Origin of the sequence: Haloarchaeobius amylolyticus (assembly GCF_042678045.1) — an archaeon.
GTDB lineage: Archaea > Halobacteriota > Halobacteria > Halobacteriales > Natrialbaceae > Natrinema > Natrinema amylolyticus_A.
On the sequence record NZ_JBHUDI010000009.1, the window covers coordinates 40,131 to 65,437 of the forward strand.

A 25,307-nucleotide genomic window follows, 5' to 3' on the forward strand; every position below is an offset into this window, starting at 1 on the left:
GTGCAGAATCTGGAGGTGAGGTGGGGTGGCAGAGCGGCCCATCGACCATGAGTTGAGCCGATTCTCCACCAAAGTCCGAATGAATCCGTGATTTTGCGATCAAATGCCTTCTTCCGATAGAGTAGTGTTCTGGTAGACCTAATATCACCGGTTCAATAATCGGGGGCCATGTGTTCCAGAATTTATTCGCGGATTGGATCGACCCCTTGGACCGTTCTCTCTAAAGGTGACTCTGATTAGTTTGGAATAAGCGGTCGATCTTCTCATCGATCTCTTCTAATCTATGCTCTATCCGATAATCCATAGAGTCAGCTTCATTCAGACACCGATTCCAATCCCACAGACGATCCGTCATTTCATATAAACTCTCTACGTATATCTGATGCTCTCGAATTTGTGAGTCTTCAACATCTGGATACCCAAATGTTCCTTCTATCCATGTCGTCAGAGTGGGAGAGAATATATTACTATCACTTATCAGATCTGAAAGAGGATGTTTTTCGTGGAGTCCTTGAACTGGATTACTAGTGACACCCCCTAATGACAAATTGCAGTTAAGAACCTCACCCTTCTCAAAAGACAGACACGCATTATAAGGATCGATATGATCCAGAGTTACATTAGTTCCTTTTGGTATGTGTAAGGACCACCTCTCTTCTCTTAGAATTTGGATCGGATCTAAATCCAGCTCAGATATTAATAGATTTGCACTCTGGTTCTGGCTCTTCTGTTCATATTTTAGTTCTTTTAGAGTTATATAACCAAACTCATCATACATATCATCTATTTCTTCTGATCCAAAATCATTTCCGAAACAATGTATCCAGAAATCAGCAGGAAGAGAATCAAGAACCGCAAATGGAAAGAGTTCTGCTATCAGTTTTTGCACTCGATCTTCTACACTTTCTGCACCAACATCATTGATTATCAAATCCCACTCCTCGTTCGATATTCTAGAAAGAAATCTATCAAACGATTTGAATCCATCAGGATAAGGTTCGGCATATTTCGGGGCATGTTGATCTAAATCGAGAGGTAGGAATGTAGCAGAGCCGTTTTCGATTCTTTGGCCAGTATAACCGCGAAATAGAGAATATAATTCAGAATCAGTAACCAATCTGCTATCCTCTCCAGTTCGAATCCGGTACTCTCTTTTCTGAACCTCTCCTTCAGAATTATCAACGATTGAATGTGGAATTTGTTCCTTCGGCTCTACCTCCACGACAAATACCTGTGATTGTCCCTCCAACTCATCATTAAAGTAATAACATTCAAAATTAATTGGTGGGCTACACTTATCTGATGAGATACTAGATATAGTGTTACGTGATTTGTATTCAATCAAATTGTTATTTTCTAGCTCATTAGACTCATCATCAATGCCGAAAATTAGATGGCCTCCCCTCCGGTTTGCTAGTGCGACGAGTTCTTTAGCGATTTTATATCTGTTTTCACCGTTCGGTTCCCGAAGTATTTGGGAACTTTTGAATTCAACTTTCTTTCCCTCGCCTGTTTCAATGAGGGATCTAAACTCTTCAACGTCCATGTCTCTCGTTTCCTAATTGAAGCGGTATTGATTAAAACAAGCCGGTTTTTTGACTGGTTATCCCATTCGATCTAATGCTTCCCGACGCTCTTCGAGAGGAACCTGATCGTACTTCATAGTAGTTTCAACGCGTTTGTGACGCAGTTGTGATTGTGCTGCTGCCAAGCCTTCTTCACGCGCCATATACGTACCTGTAGAATGGCGGATCGCATACCAGGAGATATCACGTTCGATCCCGGCGATTTCACAGATATTATCGAGAAGATAGCGGAGAGACGATGATCCATAGGGATTACTATGCCGTGTCAACCAGAGCTGATTTGTGTCATTGTATTTCTCGTAAAGTTCTCGCTCTTCCAGCCAACGAACTAGATAGTCCATAGTCTCACGTCGAAGACTTATTGCCCAATTGTCCTCATTCTTCGAAGAATCTTCTTCTGGAATCCGAAGTGCAGTATTCTCTATATCAACCCAATCGGTTTTCGCCTGCCCAACCTCAATGGGTCGAAGTCCGGCATCGAGTGAGGTATGAATTATACTGGGATACTTGAAACCGTTTGCCCGGTCCCAATCTTCCTTTGAGACTTCCTTGGCCGGCTTTCCGAATCGTCGCGCCAGATACTGCTTCCACTCAGAACGTTTTTCCGGAGATAGTGCCGCATAAGCAGGGACAGTTCCATACTCGAGTGAAGCCTCGCGCAGTGCTGTACGTTCTTCCAGAGTGACAAACTCCTTGGGCTGAGAGGGACTCGATGTATCCTCGATTTCAATATTTGGGTCCCATTCACCGATGTCTGAGCGCCATCGGAAGTATGCCTTCATAGCGAGTTTAATATTGTGGAGATGTGAGTCAGAGTATTCGTAATCCTCTAGCATCTTCTCTCGGAGGAAGTTCTCAGCGTCTTCGTGACTGAGATCAGTGGTATACCCTCCTTGATTCTCCCATGCCCAACGATAGAACGCATCGAGGATGGTGGCATAGTTCTTCGCTGTGGCTATCGCATATCCCTCTAATTTCTTGGGGTCCTTGCCCATACGGATGAGCCACTTGATGAGATTTTCCCGGTGATTCCGGTACGCGATCAACTGCCGCTTGTTGAGGTATCGCCCTGCCGGCGTCGAGATAAGAACGATACTTTCAAACTTGTCGGTGTCTTCGGTCATTGTAGGCCTCGCACGTTGCAAGTTCGGCGGTTGACGGCCGGTTCAATCGAGCCTTGATGGTTGCGATGATTCATCGTTGGGTTCGGTTAGGAAGGCCGTGAAATCGCAAGACGTGACGGGGTTCAGAAAGTGTCAAATCGGTGGGGTGGCAGAGCGGCCTAACGCGCCTGCCTTGAGAGCAGGTGGCTGTCAAGCCTCATGGGTTCAAATCCCATCCCCACCGCTTTTAGGGCGGTTCTGTGAGCGGTAGCGAGCAGAACGCCGCGAGACTGCTGTCTCGCGGAAAACAGTACGTGAGGAGCAACGCGTCACGTTGGGATTTGAATCAGGGAGTGGAACGACCGTGGTTCAAATCCTACTCTTACGTCGTTTCTTCCTCATGTTCGATCGAGTTGCTCGTGAACGCTCGAGCAAGCTGTAACGATGAACGAACCGCAACACCTCGCGACCGACCACACAACCCGTCGGAAAGCCGAAACCGACATTACACCGTCGCACACACCACAGCGTAGTGACCCGCGTCTGTTTGCTCGGCGAGGCCGAGCATAACCTCCAGTACGAACTGCTCTCCCGGGAAACGGCTCGAGAGGCCCTTGCGACCTACGACTTGACACGCCCGTTCGAGAACGCCATCGCCCTGCGGACGGTCAGCGTCGGCGCTGCCGTCTCGCTGCTGAACGACCTCGACTGGTATCTCACGCGGTTCGTCGACGAGGCGCTCGTCCAAGAACCCAGCGTCAGCGACATAGAGTGGCTCTCACGGTCGCTGGCGACTCAGCTTCGAAACGGTGACGTCGAGCCCGCCGAGACGGCCGAGTTTTGCAAGATCTACGGCCTCGAGCGGACCGACGCGGCCGACGGTGATGCGGACGACGGAGACGCAAGTGACGATGCGCCGGCACCCGCTGGCGGGCCGACCTATCGGCTCGTCGAACCGCTGTACGTGCGCCGGACTGACGGCGAGTTGCCGGCGTACGATCTCAGGGATGTCGACGACACCGTCGTCGTCCGGGTGACCGAAGCCGAGTTTTCGTAACGGATCGGAGGTGCCGTGGCTCGCTCAAGTGCGACGGCAGCAACTGGGACGGGACGCCCATCCGAAAGGCTACGAGTCGGACGACCGGCTCTCGTTGCTGCTTCCTCATTCCGACTCGACGGTCGTGCTCGCGGACGCGGAGCCACTGTCACTGCCCATCGTGGCGCCGTACGTTGACCCATCGTGACCGACGAGCGTGGCCGAAACCGTCGTCAGCGGCACCGACTCGAAGGTCACGCGAACGAGTTGGCCGACGGTCGTAATCGACTGCGCGCAGGCCTGGTCTTCGGCGGTCTCATTGACAGTTGCCTCGAGGACGAGTTCCTCGTCTTCGTCGTCGCTGCCGCTCGTCTCGTTTTCGCCGGCAGAACTGTCGTCGCCGCCCTCGCCCGTGTCGATGGCGATCGACTCGAGGATCACCTCGTAACACGGGGTGGGTGCCTCGTCCGAGAGCGACACCAGGATCGACGTCTCGAAGTCGGTTTGGTCGATGAACGCGGCGACCGCGTCGGCGTTGCGCAGCGATCCTCGGTCGTCAAGCCAGTCGGTCGCCCTGTCGGCATCCCGCAGGACCGTTATGTCGGGCTCACTCGAGTCGGGAGAGTGATATGGCAGCGTCCGACCATCGGCCAGCCCGTCCGGCAGGTCTTCGATCGCGTCGCCAAGGGCGTCAGGGTCGGCTTCGGAGTCGTCCGTCGGTGAGCCGTTGTCGTCGGTGTTATCACCATCGTCATCAGCTGGCTGTGATGTGCCGTCGGCGAGACAGCCGGCCGAGAGGCCGATTGCTGCCGTCGTAGCACACAACATAGCCCGTCTGGAGAGACGTGTCATCGTGCCTGAAGCGACGAGGGGAAACCCAAAGGCGGTTCGGCTAGGTAAAAGAACTCTTTTCGCCTGTTCGATGGTGTCATACGGACCCCTGTCAGTGGGTGCCGGCGTACCCGCGTGACGGATTGTTGTGCGGCGGTACCCAGTGACAGCAGGCCGTCTCAGTCGAAGAGCCCGGTCGAGAGATACCGTTCACCGCTGTCCCAGAAGACGGTGACGACCAGCGGGCAGTCCTCGGCCGACTGTCCGCCGTCGGTCTCCGAGGTGGCCGCCCCGCTGGCGTCGTCGAAGGCCGTCGGTACTTGCGGACACTCGACGTCTGGGTCGGCGATCTCGCTGGCGATCCGCTGGGAGACCAGACTCGTCGCGCCGCTAGATTGGCCCACGAGGACGCCCTCCTCGCGAGCGAGGCGGCGACACTCGTCTTCGGCGTTCTCGAGTCGCACCGTCTCGACGCGGTCGATCAGGTCACGATCGAGGTTGTCGCTGACGAAGCCGGGCCCCATGCCCTGAAAATCGTCGTCACCGGACTCCCCGGTCGAGAGGACGGCGTTGCGCTCGGGTTCGACGGCGATGATCTCCATGTCGGGGAACTCCTCGCGGAGTCGCCGGCCGGTGCCCGAGAGCGTGCCGCCGGTGCCGACGCCGGCGACGAAGGCGTCGATCTTGCGGTCGCCGACCTGTTCGATGATCTCCTCGCCGGTCGTCTTATAGTGGGCTTCGGGGTTCGCCGGGTTCTCGAACTGGCCGAGTTGGATCGCGCCTTCTTCCTCGAGTTCGTCGGCGCGTTCGCGAGCGTCGGACATGTCGCCGTCGACGAGCTCGAGGTCGGCTCCGTAGGCGGCCATGATCTGACGGCGCTCTTTGGACTTGTTGGCGGGCATGACGATCGTCAGGTCGTAGTCGCGGGCGGCGGCCACGAGTGCGAGACCGATGCCCGTGTTGCCGCTGGTTGGCTCGACGAGCCAGTCGCCGGGTTCGATCAGGCCGTCGCGTTCGGCCGCGCGGATCATCTCGCGAGCCGGCCGGTCCTTGGCCGAGCCGCCGGGGTTGAACGATTCGATCTTCGCGGCGACTGTAACGCCATGCGGTGAATCGACCTGAACGAGCGGCGAGCCGATGGTGTCCAGGATGCTCCCTTTCATTGGCGTGCCGTAGGCAGTCGAGACGTAAACCCGTGCTGGACGCAGGCAGGACGTGCCGGTGAGTGTGAGTTCACCGCTCCGCTTGCTGTGACATTCCCCACATACGTGGCCAGCACCTATTTGTAAGTGAATTTCCGTTATATTTCCATGGGGGAGACGCCTCAGTTTGGCTCCGTTGGATACAGTAGTAACGTCGATGCGGGGGACCTGGTCGACAGGATCGGGCTCACCGACGACGAGATCGAGTGGCGAAAGCAGTACATCGATTTCACCGAGGACGACATCGAGCGCCTTCGCCGATACGAGGAAACGTTCAATCTCCGCGGCGACGACGTCGCGGAGATGTTTTACGAGAAAATCGAAGCTAACCCCCAGGTTCGCGAGATCATCGACCGGTCGCCACGGAGCGTCGAACAGCTCAAGTGGTCCCAGAAGATGTATCTGGTGACCCTCGCGACCGGTGACTACGATCGAGGCTACTTCGAAAATCGTGCGCGAATCGGCAAACTCCACGACATGCTCGAGATGCCGATGAAACATTATATTGGGCAGTATGGTGTTTACTATAACCTTCTGCTCCCGATCATCTCGGAACGGATTCAGTCGGACATCTCCGGGGCGATCAGAGCGGCGATCGACCGACAGGCACAGCGACAGGACGACGGCGACGAGAACACGGGCCGACTGTCGTCGCTGCTGGGCCGTGGAGGTGACGACGGTGACGACGACGAGGCGTTCGAAACGACGATCGAAGAACTCGAGGCCGAACTCTCCGAGCGTATCGATGAGCGTATCGACGAGTTACATTCGATTCTGAAGATCATCAACCTCGACATGCAGGTCGCGATCGACACCTACATCGATTCCTACTCGAACGTCGAGGACCTCCTGGAGCGCCAGCAGGACGTGACGAACAAGGTGTCACACTCGATGCAGGACATCTCGACGGCCGGCGAGGCGATCGCCCAGAACATCGACGACATCAACCGCTCCGTCGAAACCCAATCCGAACAGACGAAACTGGCCTCCTCAGAAATGCAGGAGATCAGCGTCGCCGTCGAGCAACTCGCGGCGACCACGGAGTCGGTCGTCGAAGACGACGGTCTCATGGACCACGTCGAAACTGGCGAAGACCACTGTACCCAGTTGCTCGAGTCGATGGCCGAGATTCGCGAGGGCGAACAGCGGGCCCACGACGATCTCGCGGCGCTCGACGAGACGATCGACGAACTCGGCGACATCCACGACACGATCAGCGACGCTGCAGAGAAGACCAAAACGCTCGCAGTCAACGCGAACGTCGAGGCCAGTCGCTCCCGACCCGACGACAGCTTCACCGTCGTCGCCGATGAATTCCAGGAACTCTCCGAAACGATACAACAGCAGACGAAGGCAGCCAACGACCGCGTCGACACCCTCCGTGAGCGTTCCGACGAGGCGCGCACCTCACTCGAGGATAACCAGCAGCGCATCGAACGCGATCTCGAGCGCGGGTCGGACCTGACCGCGGCGATCGACGAGATCCGCGAGAGCGTCGACGCGTTCACCGACGACGTTCGTGAACTCTCGTCGCTCGTCGAGGATCAGGCGTCGAGCACACAGGAGATGGCAACGCGACTCGATGCGATCGACAACGAGGTCCAGTCGATCAGCGAGGACCTGGAGCGCGTCACGGCCGCGATCGAAGAGCAGTTCTCGAAAGTCGAGACGGTCGAATCCGTCGTGACGGAGTTGTCCGAAACTGGCGACCAACGCCGGAAGCGATACGGCGTCCGCTAGTCGTCGCTCACGAGCGAGTCAGTTAAGCGGTTCCCGACGCAAGCAGCGGCCATGAGTCTCGAGACCATGCGGCCGAACCCCACGTGGGACGCGGCCAGCTACGAGGATGCGGTCGACACGCTCGAAGCACATAACGACGAACTCGTCTACAAGATCTGGGGCGGCGACTGGTGTAAGGACTGTCGCGCCTTGCTGCCCGATTTCGGGGCTGCACTCGAGGCCGCAGACGTTCCCGACGATCGAATCGAGGAGTTCGCCCTCGATCAGGACAAGCAGGGCCCCGGCGTCGAGGAATACGACATCGAACTCATTCCGACGATCGTCGTCGAGGATGACGACGGGGAGGAACTCACCCGGTTCGTCGAAGAAGAGGCCGTCCCGCCGGCAGTCTGGCTCGCCGACGAACTCGAGGCTACGCTCGAGACCGAGACGGCCTGATACGCTCTGCTATCGCTGGCTACCGGCGTACCCGCAGGACGGGTCGCGGGTGCGCCGGCTCCCACTGAGAGGAGTCCGTATGAGACGGCCGGTTGATACCGACCGCAGTCGCTTTCTCAAAACGGCGCGTCGTCACCCTGGCTAGTGCTGCCCTCGGGAGTACCGTCGCCGTCGAGCCACGCGAGCGCCTCGTCGGCGTCGTGGGTCGGCGGCGAGCACGTCCGATTCCGACAGACGTACAGCGTCGGCTCGCCGTCGCGGGCCTCGCGGCCGGCCCAGATCGGCGGTGCCGCAGCGAGTCCCAGCTGATCGAGCCACGCCTCGAGCCCGTCCTCGGTTGGCGGCCGCAGCGCGAACAGCCGATCGGGGAAGTATCGCGACGTGAATCGGTCGCGCCACGTGGGTGGCAGGTCGTCCGCGGCGACCGTCACCTCGAGCGCGCCCGACTCGAGCCGGTCGGCAGCGAGACACAGCGTCGCGTGTTCGAGCGCGTTCGCTTCGAGGGTGTTTGCGTGGGTCTCGAGGACGGTCGCGGCGATCTCCCCGAAGTCCTCCTCCGCGAACTCCTCGAGCGCGAGGAGGGTCTCGACCGCGACGCCGGCCGCTGACGGCGTCGACTGGTCGCTCAGTTCCTGGGGACGCGTGACCAGCGACTCGCCGCTCGCGGGCGTAAAGTAGAGCGTGCCCTGATCCGCGTCCCAGAACTCGGCCTCGATGGTCCGTGCGAGCTCGAGTGCAAAGGCGAGGTGGTCGACCTCGCCAGTGGCCTGATAGCAGTCGAGTGCGCCACGTGCGAGGAAGGCGTAGTCCTCGAGGTAGCCGTCGACGGCCACGTCTCTATCTTTGTACCGCCGGGAGAGTCGCTGTTCGTCTGCGTCCCAGAGCCGGTCACGGACGAACTCGAGGGCGTCGACGGCGGTCTCGGCGTAGTCGTCCTCGCCCAGCACGAGTGCTGCCTCGGCGTAGGTCGAGATCATCAACCCGTTCCAGCCCGCGAGCACCTTCTCGTCGCGAGCGGGCCGTGGACGCTCCTCGCGGGCCTCGAACAACTGCTGGCGGACCGACTCGAGTCGCTTCAGGACCTCGCTTTCCTCGAGGTCGAAACCGACGGCGAGTTCCGACACCGGCGTCACGCGATTTGGCTGATTCCGTCCCTCGAAGTTACCCGATTCGGTGATGTCGTAGCGTTTGCAAAAGAGGGCGGCGTCGGGTTCGTGCTCGATGGCGTCGTGGACCTCGTCTGGCGTCCAGACGTAGAAGGCACCCTCCTCGCGCTCGCCGGTTTCTGGCGATTCGCTCTGGGCGTCGAGTGTACTGAAGAAGCCACCCTCGTCGTGGGTCAGTTCCCGGTCGACGAATTCGAGCGTGTTCGCGACCACCTCGGCGTAGCGATTCTCGCCCGTGAGCTGGTACCCGGCGAGGAACGCCCGCGGGATCTCGGCGTTGTCGTACAGCATCTTCTCGAAGTGGGGGACCGTCCAGTCCCGGTCGACACAGTAGCGATGGAAGCCGCCGCCGACGTGGTCGTAGAGCCCGCCGGCGGCCATCGCGTCGAGGGTCTCTTCGAGCACCTCACGGTATTCTTTCTCGCCAGTTCGATCGTACGCCCGCGCGAGTACGCGCAAACGAGACGGCTGGGGGAATTTCGGGCCGCTCGAGCCAAAGCCACCGCACCGGCGATCGGCGCTGCGCACGATCGCGTCGGCGGCCGTCTCGAGGACCTCGCTCGAGGGTGGCCCTCCCGACGCGTCGGGATCGGCGTCTGCGGCGGGCGTCTCCTCGAGCCGATCTTTCGCCGCGTCGGTCCACTTCTCGGCGCGCGTCTCCATCTCCGGGCGGTCCTCGGCGCTCGCCCAGGAGTCGCTGATCCGCTCACAGAGGTCGAGGAAGCCGGGCTGGCCGCGCTTGCCTTCCCGTGGGAAGTAGGTGCCGACGAAAAACGGCTTGCCCTCGGGGGTGAGCCACGCCGACAGCGGCCAGCCGCCCTGCCCGGAGACGAGCTGGCAGACGGTCATGTAGATGCTGTCGATGTCGGGGCGCTCCTCGCGGTCGACCTTGATCGGGACGAAGTTCTCGTTGAGTACCTCGGCGACCGCCTCGTCGGCGAAGCTCTCTTCTTCCATGACGTGACACCAGTGACACGCCGAATAGCCGATCGAGAGGAAGATCGGCACGTCGTGTTCTCGTGCCGTCTCGAGGGCCTGTTCGTCCCACGGCTGCCAGTTGACGGGGTTGTCCGCGTGCTGGCGCAGATACGGACTCTCCTCCTCGTCGAGCCGGTTGCGCTCGGTCGGGGTTGTCATAGGGATGCATACGGCCAGGAGTTGTAAAAGCCCGACGTACGACCGGCTCTCGAGGCGTCGCCGGCGGCAAAAAATCGAGTTGCTATGAGACGTGGGTTCGTGTCCGTTACTGCAGCTCTTCGTTGAGCAGGCGACGGAGCACGAGGTGGAGAACGCCGCCGTTCTCGACGTACTCGACCGCCATCGGCGTGTCGACCTGTGCGGTGACCTCGAACTCGGTGACGTTTCCGTCGTCGTCCTCAGCGGTCACGGTCAGCTCGGCGTTGGGCTCGAGGCCGTCCTCGAGACCTTCGATCTGGAAGTACTCGTCGCCCTCGAGGCCGAGTTCCTCCCAGCCCTCGCCGTCTTTGAACTGCAGGGGCAGGACGCCCATGCCGATGAGATTGTCACGGTAGATGCGCTCGTAGCTCTTGCCGATGGTCGCGCGGATCCCGAGCAGGTCGGTCCCCTTCGCGGCCCAGTCGCGGCTCGAGCCGGTCCCGAGCTCCTCGCCGGCCATGACGATCAGCGGCGTGTCCTCCTCGCGGTAGCGCTCGGAGGCTTCGAAGACGGTGGTCTCCTCGCCGGTCGGGTGGTGGATGGTGTAGCCACCTTCCTTGCCGTCGAGCAGTTCGTTTTTGATGCGGACGTTCGCGAAGGTGCCACGCATCATGACTTCGTGGTTGCCACGACGGGAACCGTAGGTGTTGAACTCGTAGGGTTCGACGCCGCGCTCTTTGAGCCACTGGCCGGCGGGCAGGTCCTCGCCGAACGGCCCGGCGGGGCTGATGTGGTCGGTCGTGACGGTGTCACCGAGCGTCAGCAGCGCACGGGCGTCCTCGACGTTGTCGACGCCGGGCTCCTCGAGCGGGAAGTCCTGGAAGAACGGCGGCTCGCGGATGTACGTCGACTCTGGGTCCCAGTCGTAGACCTCGCCGGTTGGCGCGTCGAGGGCCTCCCAGCGTTCGTCGCCCTCGTAGATGCTCGAGTACTTCTCCTCGAACATCTCGGGGGAGACGCTCTCGTGGATCGTCTGGCGGACTTCCTCGGTGTCCGGCCAGATGTCCTCGAGGAAAACGGGCTCGCCCTCGTCGTTGGTGCCGATCGGCTCCTCCTCGAGGTCGATGTCCATCCGACCTGCGAGGCCGTAGGCGACGACCAGCGGCGGGCTGGCGAGGTAGTTGGCCTTGATCTTCGGGTGGATACGAGCCTCGAAGTTACGGTTGCCAGAGAGGACGCTCGTCGTCCAGAGGTCGTGCTCGTCGATGGCTTCCTCGACCGGCTCCGGCAGCGGACCGGCGTTGCCGATACACGTCGTACAGCCGTAGCCGACGACGTGGTAGCCGAGTTCCTCGAGATCGTCGAGCAGGTCCGCACGCTTCAGGTACTCCGTGACGACACGGCTCCCGGGCGCGAGGCTGGTCTTGACGTACTCGGGCACCTCGAGGCCCTGCTCTGCAGCGTTGCGTGCGAGCAGGCCGGCCGCGACCATCACGGACGGGTTCGAGGTGTTCGTACAGGACGTGATCGCGCTGACGAGGATGTCGCCGTGGCCGATCTCGACTTCGGTGCCGTCCTCGAGTTCGACGGGGACCTTCTCGTCGAGGCCGGGCGTCTGTTCGGCGACGAGGCCGCCGTCGCTCTCGGCGGCACCCGAGGGAATGACGCCCTCTTCCTCGAGCAGCGTCGGGAAGTGCTCGTCGAGATTGCCCATCGGGATGCGGGCGTGGGGCTTCTTGTGGCCCGCGAGGCTGGGTTCGACCTCGCCGAGATCGAAGTCGACGACCTCGGTGAACTCGGGGTCCTGCTCGCCGAAGAGGCCCTGTGCCTCGAGGTACTCTTTGACGAGTTCGATGTGGTCGGGGTCGCGACCCGTCAGCTCGAGGTACTCGAGGGTCTTCTCGTCGACGGGGAACATGCTGATGGTCGAGCCCTGCTCGGGGGCCATGTTCGAGATGGTCGCGCGGTCGGCGACCGAGAGCTCGGAGACGCCGGGACCGAAGAACTCGACGAACTTGTCGACGACGCCGACCTGGCGGAGTTTCTCGGTGATGTGAAGCACGAGGTCGGTCGCGGTCGCACCGTCGGGGAGTTCGCCCGAGAGGCGGACACCGACGACTTCCGGCAGGCTCATGTTGATCGGCTGGCCGAGCAGCGCGGCCTCGGCCTCGATACCACCGACACCCCAGCCGACGGCACCGATGCCGCCGATCATCGGGGTGTGGCTGTCAGTGCCGACGAGCGTGTCGGGGACGAGCCACTGCTCGCCGTCGACTTCGCGCTCGTGGACGACGCGACCGAGGTGTTCCAGGTTGACCTGGTGGACGATCCCCGTTCCCGGCGGGACGACGTTGAACTCGTCGAACGCCTGCTGGGCCCACTTGATCGCGCGGTAGCGCTCCTCGTTGCGCTCGTACTCGATCTCGACGTTCTTCTCGTAGGCGTCCTCGCTGCCGAAGTGGTCGACCTGCACGCTGTGGTCGATCACGAGGTCACAGGGGACTTCGGGCTCGACGACCGTCGGGTCGACGCCCTTGCGGTCGGCAGCCGAACGCAGTGCCGCAAGGTCGACGACTGCCGGCACGCCCGTCAGATCCTGCAGGACGACACGCGAGACCGTAAACGGAACCTCGGCGTCCGGCACGTCGGGTTCCCACGAGGCCGCCGCGCGGACGGCGTCGGCGTCGATCGTCTCGCCGTCGGCGTTGCGTAGCACCGACTCGAGCAGGATGCGGATGCTCACGGGCATCTTATCGAGGTCACAGAGGCCCTGTTCCTCGAGCACCGTGAGGTCTGCCATCTTGTACGTTTCTCCGTCGTGTTCGAATTCCCGGATGGCGTCCGAGAACTGGTCGATTGCCATACGCCGTCTTCGAACCGGGGGGTTTTCAATCCCCCGAGAATTGTCTGAAGAACCATTATATACCCTCCACGTCTCAGCATGTGATCTAGTGGCACGAACCGGGAGAGAGAGTCGACCTGCGAGAGATCGACACGCCAGTCTCTCCGCACGTTGACAACTTTCTAATCAGACGGACGACTATTAAGCCGGGTCAGCGTTAACTGATAGCTCTCACTGGTCGATCGACTCTCGAGCGTCGGCGTGGTCGGTCACCCGGTAAAAAACTGATCGGCGTGTTGCGTCAGGTACCAGATTGGCGGCAGCGTTAGTTGCCGCCACCACCGCCGCCACCGCCGCCGGCTCCGTCTTCACTCTCGTTGCCGCCAGCACCACCGTTGCCGTCTTCCATGGCACCGTCGCCGTCTTCCATGTCTCCGTCTTCGCCGTCACCGTTACCGTTCTCGGTGTCACCGCCGTTGCCGGTCGCACCGGGGGTAACCTCGATCAGGTCCAGCTGGGAGTCGCGGAACTCTCCGTCGTCGCCCATCGTCTCGCTGTCACCGGCACTGAGGCTGACCTCTTCCGTGAACAGGAAGCCCCACGTCGGAGCGTCCACGCCCAGATCGTAACTGATGATGTAGGCGTCCCAGTCGTCCGGATCGTCGAACACGTCGTCTTCCGACCCGGACTCCGCGAGTAGATCCTCTTTCGTTTGCGTGTTCAGCGCCGAGATGACCGTGAAGTCCTGACCGGGCTTGTAGTCGTCTCCGTACACGAGCACCGAGCCGTCCGCTTGGGCGGTGGCAGTTCCGGTCGCGCCTGCGCCGAGGGCGAGCGCCGTCGTGGCGACCGCACCTTTCTTCATAAACGAGCGTCTCGAGTCGTCGAATAGTCCGCTATTGTCCTCTGTCATGTCTCTCACCTAAGTCCCCTGTTCGGGGTGAACAGTTCTTGACCCAATTTTCGCATAAGTCGGTCCCATTGTTTCAGCGTCTAAGACGAACTGAAGCCACAGAAACGGACGCTTGAGCGCCCCTATATCCGTATTTCGTCACTTTGAGGGACGTCGGAGTGGAGGTGTCAACAATGGTTGTTTATCGACCGAAACGGACTTCAGACCTTGTGCTTCGGTTTGGTACCTCATCTGGTAGGTTGGTGTCGATAGAGTTCTGACTCGATTACACTACGTATCCCGCGAAAAGACGGTATTTCGGAGGCTGAAGACGGTATCTCACCGGATGGTGGGACGATAACGACGGAGTTCTGAACCCCTCATATAGCAAAACAAATGCTTTCCTCGGACTCTCACTCGGAAAATCAACACGGAAAACCGATCATACCCGATGACTGACTGCTGTTTTGGACGGCGGCCCAAGAAGATATTCTCGAGGGATCGCGACCGACGACCTGTCGTCGTCACGGGTCCATCTGACGGACTCACAAGCGTCACCGGATCGGTCGAATCGATATCAACTGTCGTTCGGATCGACATGAAGGGAGGCGCACTGTCGTCCCAGGCGAACGCAGGTCTCGAGGGAGCAAAAAGAACGGTGTCAGTCGGTGGTCACAGTTCGACCTCGACCAGGCCGAGTCGGGACCGGCGGAACGCGCCGTCTTCACCTAGCGTCTCGCTATCGCCGGCGCTGAGGTCGGCATCCTCCGTAAACAGGATGCCCCACGACGGGGCCTCCACACCCAGATCGAAATCGACGATGAACGCGTCCCAGTCGTCCGGGTCGTCGAACACGTCGTCCGCCCCGGAGTCCTCGATCAGGTCTTCCAGTGTTCTCGTTTCCAGCTCAGCCACGACATCGAAGTCGACGTCGGGCCGGTAGTCGGCTTCGAGCACGATCACGTCCTCGTCGTTCTGGGCGGCGGCGGTCCCTGCCGTCGCGACTGCGCCGAGGGCGACCCCCGTCGTTGCGAGCGCCCCTTTCTTGACGACCGGGTGTCTCGGGTCCGATCGGTCTTTGGTTTCCTTTGACATATTTCTCACTTGCCCCCCCGCTCGGGGTAGACGATTCTTGACTCCATTTCGCATAAGTGAGTCTCATTGTTTCAGCGGCTAAGAGGATCTGTACTCGAAGAATAGCCCTATTAGGACGCAGATGATACGGATTCAGCGGTCGACACTCCGCTGATCGATGACCGACGCTGACGATCGCGTATCGATCGGAATACCGCTCAAATAGTGCGTTGTGCCCGTTACACGAGTTCGGTAGCGGAGACCGATAGTAATCTGCCACGTTTACGACGCCACTGGAGCGGACGTAATTCCGGGGAGTGCCGGCCCACAGGGCGTTTTACTCCGACAACGGTTCCGTTCGAACAGTTGCGACCGTCGACGCGTCATACGGACTCCTCTCAGTGAGTGCCGACGCACTTGCGACCCGCCCTGGGGGTGCGCCGGGACATCGGTATAGCGGACCGTATCAGGCGTTCAAGACAGCGCACGGAATGGAAAGAAAAACTCTGGTGGGGATTCAGTTCGTGATCACAGCCCGACCTCGACCATGTTCAATCGGGCGTCACGGAATGCCCCGTCGTCGCCCATCGTCTCGCTGTCGCCGGGGCTGAGGTCAATGTCCTCCGTAAACAGGATGCCCCATATCGGAGCGTCCTCACCCAGATCGAAATTGATGATGTAGGCGTCCCAGTCATCCGGGTCGTCGAACACGTCGTCCGCCGAACCGGAGTCGTCGATCAGGTCCTCTTTCTTTGCTGTTTCCAGCGACGAGATGACCTCGAAGTCGACATCAGGCCGGTAGTCGTCTTCGAACACGACTACCTGATCTTCATCGTCGTCATCATCGTCGTCCTGCGCGGTGGCGGTTCCCGCCGTCGCGCCTGCGCCGAGGGCGAGCGCCGTCGTGGTGAGTGCCCCTTTCGTAACCGAGCGTCTCGAGTCGTCCGCCATCATTGTATCCTTATCTGTCATGTCTCTCACCGGATCCCCTGTCCGGGGTGGTCGGCCCTTGACCCAATCTTCACATAAGCCAGCCCCATTGTTTCACCGTCTAAGACGACCTGTACTCGAAGAACAGTCCTCTCGAGGCCCGAATCGGGCGGATTCGGCGGTCGACTATCCGGTGCGTGATGTCCCGCATCGACGAACGGGTCTCGCTCTGAACGGGGCCTGGACAGTGTTTTGTCGTGTTAATCGGGTTGGTTGCGCGCAGAGCGTTCAATCTGACACGGTCACGACGATCATCGCTGAATGGATACGGTTCAGGTGCAGTGACGGCTCACGGCGGAGTTTTGCTTCGGCAAAGACACGATTCAATAATCGAAACGCGCACACGCGGACGGCAATCGGGCAACTGATACGACGAACGGATCACGGTTCGTAATCGTCTGCAATCCTGACGGAAGCCCCGAACTGGGGCAGTTGTGACCGCCGACCGTCACGTCACTCGCGGCGGGTATACTCGACGAACGCGAACCCGTCGTGTTCGTCGCGCGAGACCTCCCGAAACGACTTCCGGTCCCACTCCGGGAAGTACGTGTCGCCGTCCGGTTCGTCGTGAACCTCAGTGATGATCAGCCGATCGACCGCCGGCAGGAACTGCTCGTAGATCGTCGCGCCGCCGGCGACGAACACGCGATCGACCCCGTCGTGGCGCTCGCGGGCCGCGATTTCGGCTTTTGCGAGCGCGTCTTCGAGATCGTGTGCGACGACGGTGTTGTCGGGCGTCTCGAGGTCCCGGCTCGTCAGGACGATCGTCGTCCGGCCGGGTAGCGGCTCGCCCAGCGTCTCGAGGATCCCCTCGTAGGTCACACGACCCATGATAACCGGATGGTCCATCGTCGTCTCTTTGAAGTGTTTTAGGTCGGCAGGGATGTGCCAGGGCATGTCGCCGTCGTTGCCGATGACGCCGTTGTCGGCGACCGCGACGATCGCGACGAGTTCGCGGTCGGTCTCAAGTGCCGACGTGGATGCGTCTCCGTCGCTCATTCGGCCACCGAAAATTCGATCCCGTCGTGTGACTCGTAGTTTCGAAGCTCGACGTCCTCGTAGGCGAGGTCGTCGATCGAGACGTCCGCGACCTCGAGCGTCGGCCGCTCGAGTGGCTCCCGCGAGAGTTGCTCGAGCAGCCCAGGGACGTGATCGAGGCGTTCGTCACCGTCGGCTTCGGGTGGGGCTTCGGACTCGAGCCACTCGCGGACCTCGTGATACTCCTCGCGGTCGTCGACTGCCGCCAGCTTCGATTGGAGCGTCTCGAGGTTGTCGGCGTACCACTCCCCGCGCGCGCCGCGCCCGCAGTAGACGTGGGCGTCGACAACGGTGTGAGCAAAAGTTCCGGGTTCGAAGCCGGTCTGCTGTGCAATCACTTTGGTCAGCAGCGAGTAGGCCGCGATATTGAAGGGGATGCCGAGCGCGGTATCGCCCGACCGCTGGGTGAGATGGCAGTTTAGCTGGTCCCCCTGGACGTTGAAGACAAAGGAGTAGTGACAGGGTGGGAGCGTCGAGACGGCCGCGTTCGCGGGATGCCACGCGTTGACCACGAGCCGCCGGGAGTTCGGCGACTCGGCGAGCGTATCGATCACGTACTGGAGTTGATCGAACGTCCGTCGGCCGTCGGCTTCCTCGGTGACCCACCGGTGGGCCGCGTCGGGCCAGGTCTCGCCCTCGAGTTGGGCGTCGTCCTCGGGGACCGGATATCGTCGCCAGAAGCGGCCGTACGCGGTGTCGAGTCGGCCCTCGTCATCGGCCCAGGCGTCCCAGATCTTGGTCTCCTCGCGGAGATCTCGAATGTGTTCCTCGCCGGAGAGATACCAGCAGACCTCGTGGAGCATCGAGTTCCAGCGGTAGCCGTCCATCTCCTTGGTCGTCAGCAGGGGATACCCCTCCCCTAGGTCGACCTCGTAGTGCTCGCTGAACGACGAAATCGTGTCGACGCCGGTCCGATTGGGCTTGTAGGTGCCCTCGGAGAGGACCGTATCAACTAGCTCGAGGTACTGTTGCATTGTCGCGCTATTGGAAGTCCCCGATTAAAACGCGTTTCATCTCTGCTTTCAGAGTGTCAGCGTCACTGATTGATCCCCTCACGACTTCCATCCGACCTCGGCCCGTCACAGACGGCTGCCGGCTCTTGTCCCTCGAGCGGTGTCGGCTCGCCCTCGAGACGGTACGTGAACGAATACGCGGCACTGCCGCCGGAGGCGTGGACGACCGCGATCGTGCCGGTTCGCTTGTCGCCGGCACAGTCGTCGCTGCCCGCGCCCTCGGGAAACGCAAACGGCGCGTACGTCGTCTCGAACGACTTGGTTTCTGCCGGCGGGACGACGAGATCCGTTCTCGAGGGAGAGAGCGGCCGGTTGTCACCGATCCCGACGACACCAGGGGCAAAATCAAACGCAGACCGATCGAACGAGTCGCGTTGTGGATCGATGGTCGGGTTCGGAACGTCGCCGTAGATGCCGACGAACCGGACGAGCAACGGTGCAGTGGCCTGGTTCTCGATGTCGAACCGTGCACGGCCGTCTCGAAGCGGTTCGACGGAACTCGTGGCCGCGTGGACTGGCCCCCAGACTCGTTTGTCGACTACCCCCTCCGATGTTCCGGCCTCGACGCGAAGCGAGTCTGAAACATACGTTTCTAGTCGATCCGGGAACACCACGGGGAACCTGACGGGATTGCTCGGCTGTTCGATCGTCTCGTACATCTCGTCGGTAGACGGGTCGAAGAGCGAGACCTGCTGTACGTCGATGTCGTCGCGGAACTGGACGACGAGGTCCGTCTCGTCATACCAGTCGTTCTCGAAGACTTCGGACGCGTCCGGACCAGTACGAGCGATCGGGAGCGAGTCGACACAGCCGGCAGACGCGAGAACACCACCGGTCGCGAGCGTCTGGAGGAACGGGCGGCGGTTCATACACCTACGTTCAACTATCCTACCAAATGTTTTGTCGTTCGTTCGACACGCCCGGCAGTTTCCACTGCCGAGACAGGAACGCGACGGGTGGTAGCCGGCTCACTGAGCCCAGTATAGGGCACGATCGTGCATACCTCCGGCTCGCACAAAGAGCAACGCTTACAGGTTCGTGCGTTCCGCTATCGACCATGCGAGAGAACGTCCTGTTGATCGGGGGTGGCGGTCGCGAGCACGCCATCGCCCGCGCGCTCGAGGATAGCGAGGCCGACCTCTATGCCTGTGCCGGCAACAAAAACCCCGGCATCGCCCGCATCGCAACCGGGTTCGAAACGCTCGAGACGACCGATCCCGACGCCGTCGTCGACTACGCCGAGTCGATCGACGCGACGTTGGCCGTTATCGGTCCCGAAGCGCCCCTCGAGGCCGGCGTTACGGACGCACTCGAGGACGCGGGCATCTACGCGTTCGGGCCGAAGGAAGCCGACGCCCGCATCGAGACGGACAAGGCCTTCCAGCGCCGGTTCATGGCCGACAACGACATCCCGGGCTGTCCGGACTTCGAGACGTTCGACGACATGGACGCTGCCTGCGAGTTCATCGACGAGTACGACGGCGATCTGGCGATCAAACCCGCCGGCCTCACTGGCGGCAAGGGCGTCAAGGTCATCGGCGATCAGGTCACGCCCGAGGAGGGCAAGGAATACATCCGCGAGTCCGACTACGACCGGATCGTCCTCGAGGAACGGCTGATCGGCGAGGAAGTGACGATCCAGGCCTTCGTCGCTAACGGCGCGTTCGAAACCGCACCCGCAGTGCAGGATCACAAACGCGCCTACGAGGGCGACGAAGGGCCCAACACGGGCGGCATGGGGAGCTACTCCGCTGCGACAAACGAGCTCCCGTTCATGACCGACGAGGACTACGAGGAGGCCGTCTCGATCATCGAGGCTACCGTCGATGCCCTCGAGGATTACCGCGGCATCCTCTACGGTCAGTTTATGCTGACCGAGACCGGTCCCCGTGTCATCGAGTTCAACGCCCGCTTCGGCGACCCCGAGGCGATGAACACGCTGCCCGTCCTCGAGACGGACTTCCTCGACGTGCTCACTGCGGCACGGGACGGCGAGGCCCCGCCCGAACTCGAGTTTGCCGATCAGGCAACGGTCTGTAAGTACGCCGTGCCGGAGGGCTACCCGACGGACCCCGAGGCGGGTGCGAAGGTGCAGGTCGACGAGGAGAGCGCAGGCGATGCTCTGCTGTACTACGCCAGCGTCGACGAGCGCGACGACGGCATCTACACGACGACCTCCCGGTCGTTCGCCGTCGTCGGCGTCGCCGACTCGATCAGCGAGGCCGAGGAGATCGCCGAAGACGCGCTCGCGGTCGCCGGCGACGAGGGACTACACATGCGCCACGACATCGGGAAAGCCGACCTCGTCCAGCGCCGGATCGACCACATGAACGAACTCCGCGGCGAGTAACGGCCGCAGACTGCGTTCTTCCGGTCGCTGTTCCTAGTCCGTGAGACCCAGCGTCCGTTTTCACCAATTCTGCGAGACATACAACCAGTATGTCTTCCGAGTCAGGATCGACGGTCCGGGCACGAGTACAGCGAGTGCTCGAGCGCTCGCAGCCGTGGGCCTTCCCGACGCTCTATCTGGGCTGGGCGTACCTGTTCTGGCTTCCGATCGTCGCCTGAACGGTTCCGAACGTCGGGTTGTTCCTCGTCGGTGGGTTCAGTCCACTGCTCGCGGGGCTGTGGTTACTGTGGGTTGAGGACGGCCGTGCGGGCCTCGCCGATCTCCGGCGACGGCTGACCGATCGCAACCGCATCGAGCCCCGCTGGTGGCTGGTCATCGTCCTCTTCTATCCGGCGTTCAATCTGCTCGCCGCCGGCGTCGCGCTCGCGACCGGATACACGTCGGCACCGCTCGAGGTCATCACGGCCGACCGCCTGCTCGATCCGACGGCACTGCTCCTGTTGGTCGCCGTCGCGCTCGTGTTCCCGACGATCGAAGAGATCGGCCTCCGTGGCTACTGGTTCGATCAGTTGCAGGCGCGCTGGAGCGCGCTGGTGGCGAGTCTGATCCTCGGCGTCGTGTGGGCGTCGTGGCACGTGCCACTCGTCTATATGGCCGGCTACTACGAGGGAACGACGTTCGATCCGGCGCTGTGGTGGTGGCTCCCGAGCATCGTGCTCACCGCCGTCATCGCCACGTGGGTCCTACAACAACACACAGCGAAGCGTCCTCGCCGTGATCGGACTGCACTTCGTGGGCAACCTGACTGGCGAGACGATCGGGTTCAGCCCCGAGTTGTACCCGGCCGTCCACCTCGGGACTGCTCTCGTGGCGATCGTGCTGGTCGTCGGCTGGGGCCCGGAGTCGCTTCGTGGCCGGGGACGACCGTGTCCTGTCCCTGTGTCGGACCCGCCGTAAGCCGGACTCGCCGTCGTGACGATCACTGGCGGCCGTTGCTGGCTCGCCTGATTTGAGTGAGTGGAACACGTTGACACCGGTGGCGAACGGATCCTCGTACATCACTCGACTGGTGTTTCGCGCCCTCGGAACGGCTTGGTTTCTGACCATACATCCGATGAAGATCACGAAGAGTGTCAACCCAGTGGAACGAAGTGCCTGAGGGGCGCAGCGTATGACAGAGCCCCAGGTTAGCGTTCTCTCCCTATAGATATGACCTCGGCAGAGATTATCGAGCCGCTCGGTCACCACGAGCTACTGCTCGTCATCGTCCAGTTTACGGCGTTGCTTTTCGTCGCACGGACGCTCGGCGAGGCGTTCAGATCGATTGGACAACCGGCGGTCGTCGGCGAACTCCTCGCGGGGGTCATGCTCGGGCCGTCAGTGCTCGGACTGGTCGCCCCCAGTGTTTACGAGTGGCTGTTTCTGGTATCCGAAGCGCAGTTCCATCTGCTCGAGGTAATCTCGTGGCTCGGGCTGATCATGCTGTTGATCGTCACCGGCCTCGAGACGGATATCGACCTCATTATCAACAAAGGACGGACGGCGGTCGTTCTCTCGCTCGGTGGGATCGTCGTCCCGTTCGCAACGGGGTTTGCACTGGGCTGGGTGCTCCCGGCGGCGTTCATCGCGGCCCCTGGACAGCGACTCGTCTTCAGTCTGTTTCTCGCCACCGCGATGAGTATCTCCGCGATTCCCGTCATCGCCAAGGTCCTCATCGAACTCGATGTCGTTCGCCGCGACATCGGACAGTTGATCCTCGCAGCGGGCATGGTCGACGATACGATCGGCTGGATCCTGCTGGCCACGGTCGCCGGATTGGCCCGCACTGGCGTGTTCAACGTCGGTTCGGCCGTCGCGACGATCCTCTCGGTGGTCGCCTTCCTCGGTGTCGCGTTCACGATTGGCCGGCGGTTCACGGTCGACCTCGTTCGCTGGGTCGACAACGCCTTCGGAAGCGACGCAGCATTGCTGTCGACGCTGATGCTGCTGGCGCTCGCGGCGGGGGCGATCACACAGTACATGGGTCTCGAGGCGATCCTCGGCGCGTTCGTCGTCGGCGTCCTGGTCGGGCAGGTGAAACGGTTCGATTACGAGCTCCGGCACATGTTCGAGGTCGTCACGCTGTCGATCTTCGCGCCGGTTTTCTTCGCGATCGCGGGACTTCGGATGGATATTGTTGCGTTGGCCGACCCGACGGTCTTCGGTGTCGGCGTCGTCGTCTTCGGCGTCGCTTGTTTCGGGAAGTTCGCCGGGATCATGGGCGTGACGCCGTTCGCCGGCCTCTCGCGATGGGAGGGAATCACGATCGGCGGCGGGATGAACGCACGCGGAGCAATGGAGATCATCGTCGCGACCATCGGGCTCGGTGCCGGCATCTTGACGATCGAAATGTACAGCATCATCGTCGCCATCGCCATCGTCACCTCGCTGATGGCACCCGCGATCATGCGGTGGTCGATCCCGAAGATCGAGGTGAGCGCCGACGAGCGCGACCGAATCGAACGGGAAGCGTACCGCCAGGAGAGTTTCGTCGAGAATCTCACGCGAGTCCTGCTGCCGACTCGCGGCGGGGCCGATACCCGGTATGCGGCGCGACTGCTCGGGCCGCTGCTTCGAGACCGGGAGATCGAACTCGACGTGCTCTGCGTGAGCGAGGCGACCGAGGGCAGTGGTGGACGGATCAGTGAGGTTGCAACCCGCATCAGGCGTGGGCTGGCCGCGTGGCTACGACCTACCGTTCGAGAATCGAACACCGCAGTCGCCCCGGACTCCGCCGAGCGGATCTTCGACGCCGTCGAGCGTCAGCTTGGTGAGGACGTCCGGGAACCGAGACGGATCGCGCGCGAACGGGCGGAGAGCGTTGCCGAGACGATCCTCGAGGAAAGCTCGCTCGGGTACGACCTGCTCGTCCTCGGTGAAACGGGCGCCGGGCGGACGCCCGACGAGCCGTTGTTCAGCGAGACGGTCAACCGAGTCGTTCAGGAAGCGCCGTGTCCGGCGATGATCGTCAGCACGCAGTCGGCGGCGGTGCCACCCGCCGACTCACTCGAGCGGATACTGCTGCCGACCGTCGGGACAGTCTCGAGTCGATACGCTGCCGAACTCGCGTTCGCGATCGCCGCCAGTGAGAACGCACTCGTCGACATCCTCCACGTCGTCGAGCGACCACGATTCGACGAGCGATTCGCCGGTGAACCCGATCTCTCGAGGCAAGCGGGCATCGGCGAGCAGATCGTCGAACGAGAGGCGGCACTCGGCAGGCGGCTCGGTGCCTCGGTCCTGACGACGGTGACGAGCGCATCTTCGCCGGAAGCAGAGATCGTCGATCGGGCAGCCCGGACCGACGCCGACGTGATCGTCATGGGATCGGACGTGCGGTTGCTCTCACAACGGGCGTTCCTCGGTCACCGGGTCGAACATGTCGTCCGGGACGCGTCGTGTCCGGTCGCGGTACTCAGCGCGTAACGGTGGTAGCTCCGGCGGCCACCGATCGTGGTCGGTCGTCACGTCGGTTGCGTCGCGGTGGCGTCGATCGACTCCAGCAACAGCCCTGCACCGAGTTCGATCTCCCGTTCGGTCACGTCCAGTGGCGGCAACAGTCGCAGCGTCTTGTACCCACAGCCGAGCGTCAACAGTCCCCGGGAGAACGCCGCCTCGAGGACCGTGTCCCGGCGCGCTTTGGTTTCGAACTCGACGCCGATCATCAGGCCGCGACCGCGAACGTCGATCACGCCCGGGGCGTCGCCGTCGGTGACGGCGTTCTCGAGGATCGCCTGAAGCTGGCTGCCCCGCTCGCGGGTGTTCGCGAGCAGGCCCTCATCGTGGATGATGTCGATCGTGAGCACACCCTGCATGGCGGCGATGACGTCGCCAGCACCCCACGTCGAGGAGAGGCGACTTTGCTCGGCGGGAAACACGTCGGACCGCGAGATCGTCGCGCCGACCCGGAGCCCCTTTCCGCTCGTGATGACGTCCGGCGTGAGCTCGAGGTGGTCGACGGCCCACAGTTCGCCGGTCCGGCCCAGGCCCGACTGGATCTCGTCGGCGATGACCCGGAGGTCGTAGCGCTCGCGGAGGGCCTCGAGGTCGCGGGCGAACTGGGGATGAGCGACGCGATACCCGCCTTCGCCCTGGATTGGCTCGAGAATCAGGTAGGCGATTTCGTCGGGGTTGACCACGCCGCGGTCGGGATGGAGCATATCGGCAACGACGTTGCCGCCGGGGCCGTCGGTCCGCCAGCGGGTCTCGTACGCCTCGTCGGTCGCGGGGTAGGGGAGGCTGACGACGCCCGGAATTTCCGGGAAGCCGGTTCGGTGGACGGCTTTCGAGCGGTTGAGCGAGAGTGCACCCAGCGTTCGACCGTGGAACGCGCCGTCGAAGGTGAACGCCCGGTGGCCGCCGGCAGCGTAGCAGATCTTGATGGCGTTCTCGACGGCTTCCGCCCCGGAGTTCGAGAGGAAGACCCGATCCATGTCGTACTGATCCGTCATTGCGACCAGCCGGTCCATCAGCTGGGTGGGGCCGGGAACGTCGGGGTCGTCCGGCGGGCCGCTCCCACTCACGTAGAAGTCCTGCCCGGCAATTTTCAGCGGATCGACGAGGTCGAAATCGTGGAGTCGCTCGCGGATCTCGGGGTTGTTGTAGCCGAGCGGGGCGGCGGCGACGTGGCTCGTGAAATCCAGCAGGACGTTGCCATCGACGTCGGTACAGAACGGGCCAATCGCCTCGCCACCGACGTCCCAGACGAACTCGTAGACGTACGTACTCGGGGCGGCGAATCGGTGATGGTAGTCGACCCATTCGCGTGCCCGTTCACCGGGGAGATCGTCGACCTCCGGTTCGGCCGTTGCGCGGTCCATATGCTACCTCTAGGCATGGACGGGTAAAGTT

At 61.6% G+C, this 25,307-nt stretch carries 20 protein-coding genes and 1 tRNA gene; 8 read left to right on the forward strand and 13 right to left on the reverse strand.

Features of this window, described 5'->3' with window-relative positions:
* Positions 1–220: 220 nt before the first annotated feature.
* Together ACFR99_RS13915 and ACFR99_RS13920 are read right to left on the reverse strand one after the other, a co-directional pair.
* A complete protein-coding gene (locus ACFR99_RS13915) occupies positions 221–1,546 on the reverse strand; it encodes an AlbA family DNA-binding domain-containing protein (RefSeq protein ID WP_390288350.1) in 1,326 nt (441 codons plus the stop codon).
* 57 nt (positions 1,547–1,603) lie between these two features.
* On the reverse strand, positions 1,604–2,710 hold the full coding sequence (locus ACFR99_RS13920) for a tyrosine-type recombinase/integrase (protein ID WP_390288352.1): 1,107 nt from the start codon (positions 2,708–2,710) through the stop codon (positions 1,604–1,606).
* Positions 2,711–2,849: 139 nt separating this feature from the next.
* Between ACFR99_RS13920 and ACFR99_RS13925 the strand changes: the two genes are divergently transcribed.
* Positions 2,850–2,933 (forward strand) — tRNA-Ser (locus ACFR99_RS13925).
* Between the two features lie 288 nt (positions 2,934–3,221).
* Complete coding sequence (locus ACFR99_RS13930; protein WP_390288354.1) at positions 3,222–3,746, forward strand: DUF5804 family protein; 525 nt, start codon at positions 3,222–3,224, stop codon at positions 3,744–3,746.
* Between the two features lie 105 nt (positions 3,747–3,851).
* Here the strand turns inward: ACFR99_RS13930 and ACFR99_RS13935 are convergent, their stop codons facing one another.
* Positions 3,852–4,553, reverse strand: coding sequence for a hypothetical protein (locus ACFR99_RS13935; RefSeq protein WP_390288356.1), 702 nt, complete (start codon positions 4,551–4,553; stop codon positions 3,852–3,854).
* Positions 4,554–4,735: 182 nt separating this feature from the next.
* Complete coding sequence (locus tag ACFR99_RS13940; RefSeq protein ID WP_390288358.1) at positions 4,736–5,719, reverse strand: PLP-dependent cysteine synthase family protein; 984 nt, start codon at positions 5,717–5,719, stop codon at positions 4,736–4,738.
* A gap of 147 nt (positions 5,720–5,866) precedes the next feature.
* Here ACFR99_RS13940 and ACFR99_RS13945 point away from each other — a divergent pair, with 147 nt between their 5' ends.
* Positions 5,867–7,498, forward strand: coding sequence for a protoglobin domain-containing protein (locus ACFR99_RS13945; RefSeq protein WP_390288360.1), 1,632 nt, complete (start codon positions 5,867–5,869; stop codon positions 7,496–7,498).
* A gap of 51 nt (positions 7,499–7,549) precedes the next feature.
* On the forward strand, positions 7,550–7,936 hold the full coding sequence (locus tag ACFR99_RS13950) for a TlpA family protein disulfide reductase (protein WP_390288362.1): 387 nt from the start codon (positions 7,550–7,552) through the stop codon (positions 7,934–7,936).
* A 116-nt stretch (positions 7,937–8,052) separates the two neighbouring features.
* On the opposite strand, the gene ACFR99_RS13955 is transcribed toward ACFR99_RS13950, so the two are convergent.
* The 8 genes from ACFR99_RS13955 to ACFR99_RS13990 form a co-directional block, all read right to left on the reverse strand.
* A complete protein-coding gene (locus ACFR99_RS13955) occupies positions 8,053–10,239 on the reverse strand; it encodes a thioredoxin domain-containing protein (RefSeq protein ID WP_390288364.1) in 2,187 nt (728 codons plus the stop codon).
* A gap of 106 nt (positions 10,240–10,345) precedes the next feature.
* Complete coding sequence (gene acnA / locus ACFR99_RS13960; protein ID WP_390288366.1) at positions 10,346–13,081, reverse strand: aconitate hydratase AcnA; 2,736 nt, start codon at positions 13,079–13,081, stop codon at positions 10,346–10,348.
* A gap of 304 nt (positions 13,082–13,385) precedes the next feature.
* The gene (locus ACFR99_RS13965) at positions 13,386–13,973 is read right to left on the reverse strand and encodes a twin-arginine translocation signal domain-containing protein (RefSeq protein ID WP_390288368.1); all 588 of its coding nucleotides are present in this window, start codon (positions 13,971–13,973) and stop codon (positions 13,386–13,388) included.
* 651 nt (positions 13,974–14,624) lie between these two features.
* Positions 14,625–15,047: a calcium-binding protein gene (locus tag ACFR99_RS13970; protein ID WP_390288370.1), complete on the reverse strand. Its 423-nt coding sequence runs from the start codon at positions 15,045–15,047 to the stop codon at positions 14,625–14,627.
* 507 nt (positions 15,048–15,554) lie between these two features.
* A complete protein-coding gene (locus ACFR99_RS13975) occupies positions 15,555–15,998 on the reverse strand; it encodes a calcium-binding protein (RefSeq protein WP_390288372.1) in 444 nt (147 codons plus the stop codon).
* Positions 15,999–16,469: 471 nt separating this feature from the next.
* Positions 16,470–17,015 carry a dihydrofolate reductase gene (locus tag ACFR99_RS13980; RefSeq protein ID WP_390288374.1) on the reverse strand — a complete coding sequence of 182 codons (546 nt, stop codon included), beginning with the start codon at positions 17,013–17,015 and terminating at the stop codon, positions 16,470–16,472.
* The gene (gene thyA / locus ACFR99_RS13985) at positions 17,012–18,028 is read right to left on the reverse strand and encodes a thymidylate synthase (RefSeq protein ID WP_390288376.1); all 1,017 of its coding nucleotides are present in this window, start codon (positions 18,026–18,028) and stop codon (positions 17,012–17,014) included. The genes ACFR99_RS13980 and thyA overlap by 4 nt, the downstream gene beginning before the upstream one ends.
* Positions 18,029–18,090: 62 nt before the next feature.
* Positions 18,091–18,936: a hypothetical protein gene (locus tag ACFR99_RS13990; RefSeq protein ID WP_390288378.1), complete on the reverse strand. Its 846-nt coding sequence runs from the start codon at positions 18,934–18,936 to the stop codon at positions 18,091–18,093.
* Positions 18,937–19,124: 188 nt separating this feature from the next.
* Between ACFR99_RS13990 and purD the strand changes: the two genes are divergently transcribed.
* The 4 genes from purD to ACFR99_RS14010 all read left to right on the forward strand — a co-directional run bounded on the left by purD (position 19,125) and on the right by ACFR99_RS14010 (position 23,882).
* A complete protein-coding gene (purD, locus tag ACFR99_RS13995) occupies positions 19,125–20,417 on the forward strand; it encodes a phosphoribosylamine--glycine ligase (protein ID WP_390288380.1) in 1,293 nt (430 codons plus the stop codon).
* Between the two features lie 89 nt (positions 20,418–20,506).
* On the forward strand, positions 20,507–20,635 hold the full coding sequence (locus ACFR99_RS14000) for a hypothetical protein (RefSeq protein WP_390288382.1): 129 nt from the start codon (positions 20,507–20,509) through the stop codon (positions 20,633–20,635).
* A gap of 18 nt (positions 20,636–20,653) precedes the next feature.
* On the forward strand, positions 20,654–21,430 hold the full coding sequence (locus tag ACFR99_RS14005) for a CPBP family glutamic-type intramembrane protease (protein ID WP_390288384.1): 777 nt from the start codon (positions 20,654–20,656) through the stop codon (positions 21,428–21,430).
* 196 nt (positions 21,431–21,626) lie between these two features.
* Positions 21,627–23,882, forward strand: a complete 2,256-nt coding sequence (locus tag ACFR99_RS14010) for a cation:proton antiporter domain-containing protein (RefSeq protein ID WP_390288386.1) — start codon at positions 21,627–21,629, stop codon at positions 23,880–23,882.
* A gap of 38 nt (positions 23,883–23,920) precedes the next feature.
* Here the strand turns inward: ACFR99_RS14010 and ACFR99_RS14015 are convergent, their stop codons facing one another.
* Positions 23,921–25,276, reverse strand: coding sequence for an aminotransferase class III-fold pyridoxal phosphate-dependent enzyme (locus tag ACFR99_RS14015; RefSeq protein WP_390288388.1), 1,356 nt, complete (start codon positions 25,274–25,276; stop codon positions 23,921–23,923).
* Between the last annotated feature and the right edge of the window lie 31 nt (positions 25,277–25,307).

What these genes read in the sequence shown, in the direction of transcription:
- ACFR99_RS13915 (WP_390288350.1), bottom strand. Translation starts at nt 1,546, where the DNA reads ATGGACGTTGAAGAGTTTAGATCCCTCATTGAAACAGGCGAGGGAAAG.
- ACFR99_RS13920 (WP_390288352.1), bottom strand. Translation starts at nt 2,710, where the DNA reads ATGACCGAAGACACCGACAAGTTTGAAAGTATCGTTCTTATCTCGACG.
- ACFR99_RS13935 (WP_390288356.1), bottom strand. Translation starts at nt 4,553, where the DNA reads ATGTTGTGTGCTACGACGGCAGCAATCGGCCTCTCGGCCGGCTGTCTC.
- ACFR99_RS13940 (WP_390288358.1), bottom strand. Translation starts at nt 5,719, where the DNA reads ATGAAAGGGAGCATCCTGGACACCATCGGCTCGCCGCTCGTTCAGGTC.
- ACFR99_RS13945 (WP_390288360.1), top strand. Translation starts at nt 5,867, where the DNA reads ATGGGGGAGACGCCTCAGTTTGGCTCCGTTGGATACAGTAGTAACGTC.
- ACFR99_RS13950 (WP_390288362.1), top strand. Translation starts at nt 7,550, where the DNA reads ATGAGTCTCGAGACCATGCGGCCGAACCCCACGTGGGACGCGGCCAGC.
- ACFR99_RS13955 (WP_390288364.1), bottom strand. Translation starts at nt 10,239, where the DNA reads ATGACAACCCCGACCGAGCGCAACCGGCTCGACGAGGAGGAGAGTCCG.
- acnA (WP_390288366.1), bottom strand. Translation starts at nt 13,081, where the DNA reads ATGGCAATCGACCAGTTCTCGGACGCCATCCGGGAATTCGAACACGAC.
- ACFR99_RS13965 (WP_390288368.1), bottom strand. Translation starts at nt 13,973, where the DNA reads ATGACAGAGGACAATAGCGGACTATTCGACGACTCGAGACGCTCGTTT.
- ACFR99_RS13970 (WP_390288370.1), bottom strand. Translation starts at nt 15,047, where the DNA reads ATGTCAAAGGAAACCAAAGACCGATCGGACCCGAGACACCCGGTCGTC.
- ACFR99_RS13975 (WP_390288372.1), bottom strand. Translation starts at nt 15,998, where the DNA reads ATGACAGATAAGGATACAATGATGGCGGACGACTCGAGACGCTCGGTT.
- ACFR99_RS13980 (WP_390288374.1), bottom strand. Translation starts at nt 17,015, where the DNA reads ATGAGCGACGGAGACGCATCCACGTCGGCACTTGAGACCGACCGCGAA.
- thyA (WP_390288376.1), bottom strand. Translation starts at nt 18,028, where the DNA reads ATGCAACAGTACCTCGAGCTAGTTGATACGGTCCTCTCCGAGGGCACC.
- ACFR99_RS13990 (WP_390288378.1), bottom strand. Translation starts at nt 18,936, where the DNA reads ATGAACCGCCGCCCGTTCCTCCAGACGCTCGCGACCGGTGGTGTTCTC.
- purD (WP_390288380.1), top strand. Translation starts at nt 19,125, where the DNA reads ATGCGAGAGAACGTCCTGTTGATCGGGGGTGGCGGTCGCGAGCACGCC.
- ACFR99_RS14000 (WP_390288382.1), top strand. Translation starts at nt 20,507, where the DNA reads ATGTCTTCCGAGTCAGGATCGACGGTCCGGGCACGAGTACAGCGAGTG.
- ACFR99_RS14010 (WP_390288386.1), top strand. Translation starts at nt 21,627, where the DNA reads ATGACCTCGGCAGAGATTATCGAGCCGCTCGGTCACCACGAGCTACTG.
- ACFR99_RS14015 (WP_390288388.1), bottom strand. Translation starts at nt 25,276, where the DNA reads ATGGACCGCGCAACGGCCGAACCGGAGGTCGACGATCTCCCCGGTGAA.